Below are 11,712 nucleotides of genomic sequence, written 5' to 3' on the forward strand. Positions count from 1 at the left end.
AGAGAAAAAATAGCCACTGCATGTTCGGCTTTGTTGGGTCAAACTTTTTATGAAAAATCCACAGATTCAGGTACGGCGTAAGCCGCGTCAATCAAGAGCCAAACTGACACAGGAAGCCTTGCAGGACAGTTTTGTTCGGCTTTTGCATGAGCATGCCGCACATGACATTACCATTCGGGAAATTACCGATTTGGCTGGTGTAGGCTTGGGCACCTTCTATGAATATTTTTCCAAAAAGGAAGATTTGGTTGCACTGACCATTCACAGACACGTAAAAAACAATGCCGAGGACTTAAAAACTTATGCATACAGCCTGCTCAAGTTATCCACAGATATGGCTCTAGATGATTATTTACAGCAAGTTATTCATTATCAACTTGAGCAGATTCAGGCACAGCAGTTTCTATGGGCACAGACGTTTTTGCTGGAACGGCAGATTTCCAATATTGAAAGTTACCGTAAAAGTTATGAGATGATGGTGCAGATGTGGCAAAGTATTCTCGCGCCTTTTATTCAGGATGCTAAACAGCTCACGCGGATGAGTTTAAATGTACAACGGGTGTGTTATGGCTTTGTGTCGCAGACGTTGTTGGTAGAGCCTGAGTTTGGGGAGTGGGAACAATTAGAATTTGATATATTTCAATTTCTACTGAGTATCAAAAATAAATAGAATGACTTTTTGAAATTTATTAAATAAATTTTAAATACCTTCATAATTCTTTAATATACAAACTTGCAGAGTAATAAACATGGAAAACTCAACATTCAGAGGAGCTGACCCCATAGAATTTAACGCTTGTGTAGGAAATAATGGTATTGTTAATTATTTAACCTATGCTAAAGGTTTTTCGAAAGCTGCCAATCTAATTTTAGATCAAGTAATTCATACCAATGGAAATGATGTAGATTCCTTTATCTATCCCATTTGTTTCAACATGCGCCACTCTATTGAATTACGATTGAAAGATGCTATTGAAGAGATTAATAATTTAGCTAAGATCCAAAAATTAAAATTAGCTGACTTTAATTTAGCAGGATCACATAATATTAGAAACATTTGGGATTACTTTAAAACTAATTCTGAAAATTTAGATCAATGCTATCAAATAATTAATGATGCTATAAAAACAACTATTTTAGATATTGCTGAAATAGATTCTACGGGACAAACTTTTAGATATCCATTTGATACAGAAAATGTAAAGCACTTAACCGAACAAAGCATCATTAATTGCTTAGTATTGAAATGTAAATTTAAAGAACTTGAAGAAAATCTTGATAACCTTCACTACCTAAATGAAATGTTAATTGAAGAGTAGAGAGAAGGTACATTTACAAGCAAATTTTCACGCTCTCAAATTTTCAATTTGGTGCAAGAGCTACCATTACATAAAAGCTGGAAAACTAATTTAAATAAATCAGCTCTTCAAGAGAAATATACTTTAAGTAGTAGTGAGTTATCAAAAATCTTGACCTTTGTTCAAAACAATTATGAAATCAGTTCTAAGATTGGAATTAAAAAGAATTTAATTACGCTACCAGATGATTTTATTCTAGATATATGTTCTGCATGGGTATCATTTTTTCATGCTGATTTAAATTCTTTAAATATAGAAGGCGCTGTATTAACAAATGAATCAGATTCATTTAACCCTCCAACATTTGATGAAATATTGGAATATTCAGAACAAAAAAAAGTTGTTTACAAAACCTTTAAAGAAAAGATAAATATAGACTTAGTTGCAGATTTATGGAGTTTATTTTACTTATCCCGAGACAATTATAAATATTCTGAAAGTTACCTTTGGTTATATGAGTCTTATCTACTAGAGGTTAAAAATGAATCTTCTCTTTTAGATACCTTTAATCATGTATTCTTTAAAACTAATTTTTTAAAAAAAATTATTCGTAGCTTATTCTTTTTACAACAAATTGAGCTTGCCGAAAAAATAGTAAGCACTCTGAGTTTGGAAAAAATATTTCCCGAACTCATTTCTAAAGCCCGCGATAGAAGCCTATTTCAGAAATGGGAATATTTAGATTATCAAGTCTATTAAAAATAAAAAACCGCCCCTCAAGGCGGTTTTTTACATCCCAATGCAAATTATTTCTTCACATCAAAACGGTCTGCATTCATCACTTTGGTCCAGGCAGCAACAAAGTCTTTGACGAATTTTTCTTTGTTGTCATCTTGTGCATACACCTCTGCATAAGAACGCAGAATCGAGTTCGAACCAAACACCAGGTCCACACGTGTTGCCGTCCATTTCACTGCGCCCGTTACACGGTCTACAATCTCATAACGGTTCTTGCCAACCGGTTTCCAGTTATATGCCATGTCAGTCAGGTTCACGAAGAAGTCGTTGCTTAACACGCCTTCACGGTCTGTGAACACACCTTCTTTTGCACCCGCATAGTTGGTTCCCAGTACACGCATACCACCAACAAGTACCGTCATTTCCGGTGCAGTTAAACCCAATAACTGGGCACGGTCTAACAGCAATTCTTCAGGTTGCGCAGTGTAGTCTTCTTTTAGCCAGTTACGGAAACCGTCGTGTTTCGGCAACAAGTCTTCAAATGAATAGACATCAGTTTGTTCCTGGGTGGCATCCCCTCGTCCCGGCATGAATGGAACTTGAATATCCACACCCGCAGCCTGAGCCGCTTTTTCAACTGCAGCTGTACCGCCCAGTACAATCAGGTCGGCAATGCTGACTTTCTTCTCAAGACCTGCCTGAATTTCTTCAAGTTTCGCCAATACTTTTGCCAGACGTTCAGGTTCGTTACCGCCCCAGTCTTTTTGCGGTGCCAAGCGGATACGTGCACCATTGGCACCGCCACGGTAGTCAGAGCCACGGAAAGTACGCGCGCTGTCCCAAGCGGTGTTGATTAACTCGGCTGTGCTTAAACCGCTGTTCAGCAATTTCGCTTTGAGGTCTTCAATTTCCGCTTCAGACAACACGTAGTTCACCGATGGAATTGGGTCTTGCCAGATTAAATCCTCAGCAGGAACATCGGCACCTAAATAACGCGATTTTGGCCCCATGTCACGGTGAGTCAGCTTGTACCATGCACGCGCAAACACTTCAGCAAAATAAGCTGGGTCTTTATAGAAACGCTCAGAGATTTTGCGATACTCAGGATCAATTTTCAGTGCCATATCGGCATCGGTCATCATCGGGTTACGGCGGACATTCGGGTTGTGTGCATCAACGGGTTTGTCTTCCTCTTTGATGTTGATCGGTTCCCATTGTTTCGCACCTGCCGGGCTGAGGGTTTTTTCCCACTCATAGGTGAACAATAAATAGAAGAATTCATTGTCCCATTTGGTTGGATGCGTGGTCCATGCCCCTTCCAGACCACTGACCATGGTATTGGCACCGTTACCTGTACCTTCAGGGTTATGCCAGCCTAGGCCCTGGAATTCGACATCCGCACCTTCAACGTCTTTACCCAGCAATTCAGCCTTGCCGTTACCGTGTGCTTTACCAATGGTGTGACCACCTGCAGTCAAGGCCACAGTTTCTTCGTCATTCATGCCCATACGGTCGAAGGTTACACGCATATCCTGTGCCGTACGCAGCGGATCCTGTACACCATCTACCCCTTCAGGGTTGACGTAAATGAGACCCATCTGCACGGCAGCAAGCGAATTGTCTAATGACTTACGGTCCTGATCATTTTCATAACGATTTTTGGTGGCATCCAGCCATTTCTTTTCAGAACCCCAATTGACGTCTTTTTCAGGATGCCAGATGTCTTGACGACCGCCACCGAAACCAAAGGTTTTCAGACCGGCTTCTTCGTACGCCACTGTACCGGCCAGGATGATCAGATCGCCCCAAGAGATTTTATTGCCATATTTACGTTTAATCGGCCAAAGTAGACGGCGGCCTTTATCGGTGTTGACGTTGTCTGGCCAGCTGTTGAGTGGTGCAAAACGCTGGTTACCAGTATTGGCACCGCCGCGACCGTCCTGTTTACGGTAAGAACCGGCTAAGTGCCAGGCAGTACGCACGAACATGCCAATGTAGCTACCGTAGTCCGATGGCCACCAGTCCTGGCTGCTGTTAATCAGTTCGCGTAAATCCTGTTTCACTGCTTCCAAATCCAGTGAATTGAATGCCTTGGCATAATCAAAATCCGGGTCCATCGGATTGGTTTTTTTATCGTGTTGAGCAAGAATGTTAAGATTTAGAGCATTCGGCCACCAAGCGGCATTTGAGCTGGCGGCATTGGTATTCGCACCTTCTTGATGGAACGGGCATTTCCCTGCAGTTTTCGTATCATTATTCATATCTGAGCTCCAAATTAATCATAAAATGACGATTGTCATGAACCGTTAAAAATTTCTAACTCATCATCAAAATAGCTGTTTTTTATGACAATAGAAAGCAAGTTATACGAATGAAAACGATCGAAAAAGCCTATTCTAAAACGGGCTTAAAAACAGGATTTATCAACCCTCACAACAAGAGATCAAATTTTTAGAACTGCTTTATCAATTGGTGATAAAGACGATCAGGATTTGAGATTTTGGACAATATTTCTGATTAAAAATAATGTGCTATAGTGAAGTCGTAACAAGCAAGAATACCTCACATCATGTCGATCAAGCATGATCGCTATTGCTGAGAACAGACCGTATTTTCTGGAACCTGCCATTCGTGAATCATCAGCCTCTATTGGAAAAACCGCTTCGGCTCATTCAGATCACACTTGCTGCACTCTGGATTTATCAGGGGTTGGTTCCGAAAATTCTGTTTCAGTCAGCTGCAGAAATCGCCATTTGGCAAAGCATGGGTTTAGAACTCCCTCTGGCAAAAATGGCGGTTACCCTGTCAGGCATAATTGAAATGATGTTTGGCTGTACTTTCCTTATTTGGCAAAAAGCAGCCGTCATCCATCAGCTGAATATTTTAGGTTTAGCCGGATTATTAGTGCTGATTGCGCTCACCAGTCCCTTGCAACTCACTTCTGCATTTAACCCGGTCGTGATGAATATGGCCATGATTTGCCTTTCAATGCTTGCCCTTCAACTGTTAAAGCTGAGCCAACCTTCATCTTAAGAAACAAACATCTTGCACAACATCAAACCACCAGACGCCGCCCTTCGCGAATGCAGTAAAAAGGGGTCATCAATTTGGAGGTATTTTTCATGGCCACTTTTAAGTCCAGTTCAGGCTGTTCCCGACTTTCATCGGTCAGCTGAAAAGTGTGGTAATGAATCGCCAGCGAACATTTAGAATGTAAATCCTGATGTGCCTGAAAAGCCTCCTGCGGATTCATATGCATATAGTTCATCAGCTCACGCGGCTGGTAGGAACCAATCGGTAACAATGAAATACGCGGTGCACCCAAACGGGTTTGAATCTCTTTAAAATGTGGTGAATAGCCGCTATCTCCGGCAAAGAAACAATGATCCTTTCCAGCACGCACTGAAAAACCGCCCCACAGTGCCCGGTTGTGATCGCGTAAGCCGCGACCGGAAAAATGTTGTGCTGGAGTATAGATAATTTTTAAATCATGCAATAAGGACGATTGCCACCAGTCCATTTCCAGCACATGAAAACTTTTCGGCAAATACCATGCATTGCCCAGGCCAGTATAAATCGGCATGGCAAATTTATCATGCAGCCATTCCAGGCTGGCCAGATCCATATGGTCATAATGATTATGACTCAGCAGCACCGCATGAATGGTCGGCAATTCTTCTAGGGCGATTCCCGCAGGGATGACCCGTTTCGGACCTTTGCCCTGCTGGGGACTGACATGTTCGCACCAGACCGGATCGGTGAGCAGATTATAAGGCCCAATTTGTAACAGTACCGTAGCATGCCCGACAAACCACACTTGCCAGTCGTCTATACTGGCGTTTGGACGGCTCTGGGGAATAGCGCGTTTGCTGGCATGGAATTCGGCTTGTTCTTTATTTATATCGACATTCCAGGTCGATGAGTTGCGGCTAAGCAGCCACTTGAGCAGCTCGACCCGCCCATGTCCTGCAGGACTGGGCAAGGCATTGAAGAACCGTTCACCATCATGATGATTGGAATGCATAAACTGAAATGAAGGCTGACGCCAGGTATGTGACCAGCATGCTTTGGTCGGGAGTTGAAAGTGTAATTGTTCAGGCTTCTGCTTCATGTAGATTCAATTTCTTAGTCTGACCTCAACATTCAAAATCCGGTATTCTGAATGCACTGACATATATATCACGTTTTATTCTAAACGTCCTTGCATACGTTCCAACCACACCTGTTTAGTTTGCGGTTTGATAAACAATGCCACAATTTCCGGATGAATCTGTTTGATTTTCGCTTCAATTCTATTGACGCAAGCTTCGATGTCATCCGAGCTTAAATTGTCTTCAAACTCCAGGCTTAACGATGCCAGCACCTGATGTGCACCCATCTGTTCGGTCAGCACGCCATTGGCTGACTGTACCGCTTCATCTTCCTGGGCAATCAGCAAGATATCATTACGCAGTTGCGGATCGGCCGTTTCCCCCAGCAATAAACCCTTGGTTTCACGCGCCAATAAAATAGCAGAAACCGCCAGCACAAGACCAATCAAGATCGAGGCCATGCCATCCAGTTCAGGAATATTCAAGGCATGGGCCAGATATATCCCGATCAGGGCAATCAACAGACCACATAACGCGGCAGTATCTTCAAACAGTACGGTAAAGGTAGTGGGATCTTTACTGTGTCGAAAAGCCTCGAAATAACCTTGCTTGCCTTTCACCTTACGGAATGCTTTTAAGGCCACCAACCACGAGGTGCCTTCACACAAGATGGCGATGCTTAACACAATATAATTAATGGTGGGATTCAGCATTACTTCAGGATGCAGCACATGTTGTATGCCCTGATAAATCGACACAATCGCACCCAGTGCAAAAACCATCAATGCCACAATAAAGGCCCAAAAATACAGCTCACGGCCATAACCAAAAGGATGCTTATAGTTGGCGGGCTGCTGGGATTTTTTCATGCCATAGAGCAGCAAAATTTCGTTCAAGGTGTCTACCACCGAGTGAATGGCTTCACTGAACATGGCCGAACTGTTGGTGATATAGGCGGCCACAAACTTGACCAGCGCAATCGCCAGATTACCTGCCAGTGCTGCATAGACCACAATCTTATTCGAATCAGACATTCAAATTTGTCCCGGGTGTTTTTTTGTTAAGCGTTATTGTTATCAAATAGATCTATTTGATTTTTATAGCTCTTTGCATAGTACTCAATGTAGTTGTTGTCGTGGTTTATTCTTTTGTTGTTTTTAGCGTAACTGGTGATTATTTCGCCAGTGCGTATATTGATGTTTCATGTGAAACGCTGTGATGAAATATGATGCATTTTCACAATTCACGCAGATTGCAAGCTCATAAAAAGGAAGCCTAAACTTCCTTTTTATCCTGTTGTATTAACGCAGTTTAGAAAAATACTGCTGGCGCCATTCTTTCCAGAAATACATCACAATACCGAACATCACCACCACAATGCCGACAAAGGCATTCGGACTGATATGTTCATTATTCAAGGTGGCACCCAGAACCAGGGCAATCACCGGGGTCATGACATTGCTTAGGGAAACCGTAGAGGCATTTAAACGGCGGATCAGCCAGAAGTAACACAGCATGGCCACAATGGAAGACATGATCATGGTAAAGATAAAACCAATCATCGCTCGTCCACTAGGCAGTGCCGTTGGGAAATGCTGCCAGATAAACGGAATGATCAGCAGAGAACCCACGGCTGAGACCATCAGTGAACCGGTCGCTTGAGACATCGGTTTGAGTGGAGCATTAATCTGTTTGACCCAGAAAATCGAGCTGATATAAGACACCATGCTAATCAGCATCAACACCACACCAATTGGATTGACTTTACTGTCGGCAGAATCGGCAAAGACAAAGCTCAGACCGGAAACCGCAATCGCCATACCCAGCCATTGTAGCCAGATCAGTTTTTGCGTTTTTAAAATCACATGTCCGATCAGGCCTGCAATCAGCGGTGAAAAACCAAAAATCAGTGCCATTAACCCGGAAGTCAGATAATTGGCTGCAAGATAGATAAACAGCTGCGCACCAATTAAATTCAGACTGCCCGCCACATAACTTTTTAAAGAAGTCTGATCAAAAGGCAGCGGGTCACGCATCAGCTTTAAAAGGAACAAGGCAATCAGCGACGCGCCGAAATAACGGATGATCAGCACCCACATCGGGTGGACTTCCTGCACGCTCCAGACAATTGCCAGTGGCGTAGTGGCCCAGATGAATACCAATAAAGCGTAAATACTTGCCATGACCATCATGGAAGATGAATTTGAACTCATAAATTGCTCAATTAAAATTTATCAAAAAGCAGCGAACCAAATTTATGTTCAAATCCGCAATCAACAATACTGATGGCAGCATGCATGCCGCCTGTGGTACTGGGAGATATAGACATCCCCTCAGCACCACAGAAGATTTTTGTTACTTTTCATCTTTGAAAAGTAACAATCACCTATACGAAAATATATTAAATCACACTGACACATGAAGTCATGACAATGAAGGTAAAGACATAAAAAAACAGACCTATGCAAAACATAGGTCTGTCCAGAAATATCTCAATAAAACTTAAGCCACTTTGCGTAAATCCAGGCTTAAATCAAGATGTTTTTCTGCTTCAAAAACGGTATTTTTGCTGATCATTTTTTTCAAATGACGCATTTCTTTTGCAGCATTGACCGTAATACCGGCAACGATTTGACCGTCAGTCACACCATACATCACGAATGAATTGTCTGCACCTTTGGCTGCATCCATTTCACCGCGAACATGCCATTCAGCTGCAGCCATATCGCCCACAAACTGATAGTTAATGTCGAGTTGATCGGTCCAGAACCATGCCGGATTGGCTTTCGGATGCTCTACACCCATCACATGACGCGCGAAAATACCTGCCTGTAGGTTGGCATTTTCCCAGGTTTCGACACGGCGGTATTCACCATCTTCACGAAGCTGACTCGCGACATCACCTGCTGCATAAATGTCAACATTTGAAGTCTGGCAGTTTTCATTGACTTTAACCGCAAAATCAACATCCAGGCCAGCCTCAACAGCCAGCTGAGCATTTGGCACGATACCAATACCGTAAATGACCGCATCGGCACGAAGCTCTTCACCACCCTCAAGGGTCACGACAACTTCTTCACCATCTAGCTTGCAGTCTGCAATCTTGGTTTCCAGACGTACATCCACACCGGCACGGCGTTGCTGCGCCAACAAGAATTCGCTCAGGATACGTGGCGATGAACGACCCATCACCATTGGACCCTGTTCAATCACTGTCACTTCACATTCTTTGTAACGTGAAGATGATGCAAGTTCAAGACCAATCACCCCACCACCAATCAACACAATACGTTGACCGGCTTGAAGCACAGGTACCAGTGCTTGTGAATCTTCAAGATTACGCAGGGTATACACATGTTTACCCAGCGCATCAAAGTTTGGTAAACGACGTGCTGCACCGCCTGTTGCAAGCAATAGCTTGTCATAAGCAACAACGTCACCGTTTTGAAGTTCAACTGTATGGGCCTCGGCATTGATTTTAGCCACGCCATTGCCACGAATAGTTGTTACACCAAGTTCAGCCAGTTTTTGCTCTGACAGAATTTCAATCTTGGTTTCTTCAGGTTTTAGAATCACATCCTTGGATAATGGTGGACGCTCATAAGGCAGATGCGTTTCATCACCAATCAAAATGATTTTGCCTTCGTACTTATTGGCACGAAGTTCTAAAATCGCACTTGCACCTGCCTGTCCAGCACCTACAATTACGATGGTTTCGATGTTGCTCATGTCATTAACCTTTTAACTCTGCAGATACGATGCCGAAACCAGCGATCCACTCACTGATGTCTTCGTAGCAATGTGTCGTCATGTCATATTCACCCATTTCATGCAGGGCAGCGAATGCAGCCATCCATGAACGGACTTCCTGACCACCACGGCCACCGTCACGGCGGATGTCAGCTTCAGTCATGGCTTCCAGTGCAGCGAAATCTGCATTCTTGAATTTCTCAAGCAATGCAATATCCCACTCCGGGCTTAATGGTACAGAAACTGAGGTATCCCCTGCAGCAAGCTTCTGTCCTACAGCAATCACTTTGGCCTGACGGGCATTACGTGCTTCAGGGCTTGGGTTACGGCCCGCGATCAGGAATTCTTCCACTTCTGGTGGAACAGAACCCATTTGCGGAGTCGGTGGATCGTGCGACAAACCACCGGTACCCAGTACAAGAACACGTTCATTTTCAAGGTTTAAAGACTTGATAAACTGACCTACAGCACGACCTAAAGCGATGGTACGCTTGGTGGTTGGCATGGGTGCTGCAGCGCCATTAATAAAAACTGGAATCGTTGGATAACGATCAAGCTGACCTTCACACAGGAAATGTAAAGGCTGAGTCACACCATGATCCGCCTGCATACGGTATGAGTATGCAACGTCCACACCTTCGTCCAATACGCGGCGAACCAGCGCCAGCGCCTTGTCTTCAGGCACATCAATATGATCATTGTCCTTACCATAATCCCAGTCACCTGCCGCTTTGGCACGAATGCCCACGCAGAAACTTGGCATCAGGTCATAGAAGAAACCATTGAAATGGTCTGGACCAAAGGTAATGATCAGGGTTGGGTCGTAAGCTTTGACTTCAGCAGACAATTTCTCAAAAGCAGCACGGACTTTCTGCTCTTTAGACTGATCTTGTGGTGAAGCAAATTCCATTAACGGACTGTGCGAAGCACAAATAAGTTTAACGGCCATGAGAGACTCCTTAAAAGGAAGGCAGCCAGAACAGGCTGCCGATAAGTCCATTTGATTTAGACTAGATTTTTATTCGTCAAAGAAACCGGCACGAGGCTGACGTAAGCCGCGAATTCCCAGACCACATTCTGCATTGATCAGAACACCAGTCAAAGGACGGTTATTTTGACGAGATGCCAACAGCACGTATGAACCCGTCATGTCTTCCGGTTCAGGCAAAAAGTTCAGTGGCATGCCACGTGCAATTTTCTCAGGATCACGCGCATCCAGCAGACCAAGATTTTCCTGACCTAATGATGCTGCCCCTTTGATATTGACATTCATACCTGACGGTGCAACGGCGTTCACTCGTACTTTAGGCGCAAGCTCGTAAGCCAGTTCTTTCATAATACCCACACCAGCATGCTTAGATGCCGTGTACACAGGGCCTCCGCCTGCCGAGTACAGTGCAGAGTTAGACAAAGTAAATATGATAGAACCTTCAGAAGCTATCAATGCATCCAGCGCAGCTTTGGCACCAAGAATTAAAGACTTGGTGTTAATACCCATGATTTCATCAAAGGCTTTTTCCAGTTGCTCACCCGATGTATTGACGATATCTGCATAATGATCCCAGATACCAGCATTGCCAACGAAACAGTCAAGCTTGCCGAAGCGCTCAACTGTTGCGTTTACGGCACGGACGTTGTCTTCATAGCTGGCTACATCACCGGCAATTGCTAATACTCGATCACCGAAATGGGCTTTCAATGCATCAACTTTTGCCTGTGAACGTTGAAGAACAGCAACTTGTGCACCCTCTTCCAGGAAACGTTCGACCAGTGCCCAGCCTAAACCTGAACCACCACCGGTAATAAGTGCAACTTCGCCTTGTAGCCAACCCATG

General features: G+C 43.8%; 11 protein-coding genes. 4 read left to right on the top strand and 7 right to left on the bottom strand.

Annotation, left to right across the window (positions count from 1 at the left end; genetic code table 11):
* The first annotated feature begins 49 nt into the window (after nt 1-49).
* The 3 genes from ABJ384_RS12865 to ABJ384_RS12875 all read left to right on the top strand — a co-directional run bounded on the left by ABJ384_RS12865 (nt 50) and on the right by ABJ384_RS12875 (nt 2,057).
* A complete protein-coding gene (locus ABJ384_RS12865) occupies nt 50-670 on the top strand; it encodes a TetR/AcrR family transcriptional regulator (RefSeq protein WP_180174269.1) in 621 nt (206 codons plus the stop codon).
* Between the two features lie 79 nt (nt 671-749).
* Nucleotides 750-1,319 carry a hypothetical protein gene (locus tag ABJ384_RS12870; RefSeq protein ID WP_349927778.1) on the top strand — a complete coding sequence of 190 codons (570 nt, stop codon included), beginning with the start codon at nt 750-752 and terminating at the stop codon, nt 1,317-1,319.
* A gap of 51 nt (nt 1,320-1,370) precedes the next feature.
* Nucleotides 1,371-2,057 carry a hypothetical protein gene (locus tag ABJ384_RS12875; protein WP_349927780.1) on the top strand — a complete coding sequence of 229 codons (687 nt, stop codon included), beginning with the start codon at nt 1,371-1,373 and terminating at the stop codon, nt 2,055-2,057.
* Nucleotides 2,058-2,104: 47 nt separating this feature from the next.
* On the opposite strand, the gene katG is transcribed toward ABJ384_RS12875, so the two are convergent.
* On the bottom strand, nt 2,105-4,297 hold the full coding sequence (gene katG, locus ABJ384_RS12880; protein ID WP_300044963.1) for a catalase/peroxidase HPI: 2,193 nt from the start codon (nt 4,295-4,297) through the stop codon (nt 2,105-2,107).
* A gap of 370 nt (nt 4,298-4,667) precedes the next feature.
* Here katG and ABJ384_RS12885 point away from each other — a divergent pair, with 370 nt between their 5' ends.
* Nucleotides 4,668-5,069 (top strand): DoxX-like family protein, encoded by a 402-nt coding sequence (locus tag ABJ384_RS12885; protein WP_180174272.1) that lies wholly within the window; start codon nt 4,668-4,670, stop codon nt 5,067-5,069.
* Between the two features lie 22 nt (nt 5,070-5,091).
* Here the strand turns inward: ABJ384_RS12885 and ABJ384_RS12890 are convergent, their stop codons facing one another.
* The 6 genes from ABJ384_RS12890 to hcaB all read right to left on the bottom strand — a co-directional run bounded on the left by ABJ384_RS12890 (nt 5,092) and on the right by hcaB (nt 11,711).
* Nucleotides 5,092-6,147, bottom strand: coding sequence for an MBL fold metallo-hydrolase (locus tag ABJ384_RS12890; RefSeq protein WP_349927782.1), 1,056 nt, complete (start codon nt 6,145-6,147; stop codon nt 5,092-5,094).
* Nucleotides 6,148-6,222: 75 nt separating this feature from the next.
* Nucleotides 6,223-7,161, bottom strand: a complete 939-nt coding sequence (locus ABJ384_RS12895) for a cation diffusion facilitator family transporter (protein WP_349927783.1) — start codon at nt 7,159-7,161, stop codon at nt 6,223-6,225.
* Between the two features lie 267 nt (nt 7,162-7,428).
* Nucleotides 7,429-8,340, bottom strand: coding sequence for an EamA family transporter (locus ABJ384_RS12900; RefSeq protein WP_349927785.1), 912 nt, complete (start codon nt 8,338-8,340; stop codon nt 7,429-7,431).
* Between the two features lie 289 nt (nt 8,341-8,629).
* On the bottom strand, nt 8,630-9,856 hold the full coding sequence (gene hcaD, locus ABJ384_RS12905; RefSeq protein WP_349927787.1) for a 3-phenylpropionate/cinnamic acid dioxygenase ferredoxin--NAD(+) reductase subunit: 1,227 nt from the start codon (nt 9,854-9,856) through the stop codon (nt 8,630-8,632).
* A gap of 4 nt (nt 9,857-9,860) precedes the next feature.
* A complete protein-coding gene (locus ABJ384_RS12910) occupies nt 9,861-10,826 on the bottom strand; it encodes a 3-carboxyethylcatechol 2,3-dioxygenase (RefSeq protein WP_086195288.1) in 966 nt (321 codons plus the stop codon).
* Nucleotides 10,827-10,895: 69 nt separating this feature from the next.
* Nucleotides 10,896-11,711, bottom strand: coding sequence for a 3-phenylpropionate-dihydrodiol/cinnamic acid-dihydrodiol dehydrogenase (gene hcaB, locus ABJ384_RS12915; protein ID WP_086195287.1), 816 nt, complete (start codon nt 11,709-11,711; stop codon nt 10,896-10,898).
* Nucleotide 11,712 lies beyond the last annotated feature (1 nt).

The sequence above is a fragment of the Acinetobacter sp. A1-4-2 genome, assembly GCF_040233925.1.
Taxonomy (GTDB): domain Bacteria; phylum Pseudomonadota; class Gammaproteobacteria; order Pseudomonadales; family Moraxellaceae; genus Acinetobacter.

Bases quoted from the DNA above. Each gene is read 5' to 3' on its own strand.
- ABJ384_RS12865 (WP_180174269.1), top strand. From the start codon at position 50: ATGAAAAATCCACAGATTCAGGTACGGCGTAAGCCGCGTCAATCAAGA.
- ABJ384_RS12870 (WP_349927778.1), top strand. From the start codon at position 750: ATGGAAAACTCAACATTCAGAGGAGCTGACCCCATAGAATTTAACGCT.
- katG (WP_300044963.1), bottom strand. From the start codon at position 4,297: ATGAATAATGATACGAAAACTGCAGGGAAATGCCCGTTCCATCAAGAA.
- ABJ384_RS12890 (WP_349927782.1), bottom strand. From the start codon at position 6,147: ATGAAGCAGAAGCCTGAACAATTACACTTTCAACTCCCGACCAAAGCA.
- ABJ384_RS12895 (WP_349927783.1), bottom strand. From the start codon at position 7,161: ATGTCTGATTCGAATAAGATTGTGGTCTATGCAGCACTGGCAGGTAAT.
- ABJ384_RS12900 (WP_349927785.1), bottom strand. From the start codon at position 8,340: ATGAGTTCAAATTCATCTTCCATGATGGTCATGGCAAGTATTTACGCT.
- hcaD (WP_349927787.1), bottom strand. From the start codon at position 9,856: ATGAGCAACATCGAAACCATCGTAATTGTAGGTGCTGGACAGGCAGGT.
- ABJ384_RS12910 (WP_086195288.1), bottom strand. From the start codon at position 10,826: ATGGCCGTTAAACTTATTTGTGCTTCGCACAGTCCGTTAATGGAATTT.
- hcaB (WP_086195287.1), bottom strand. From the start codon at position 11,711: ATGGGTTGGCTACAAGGCGAAGTTGCACTTATTACCGGTGGTGGTTCA.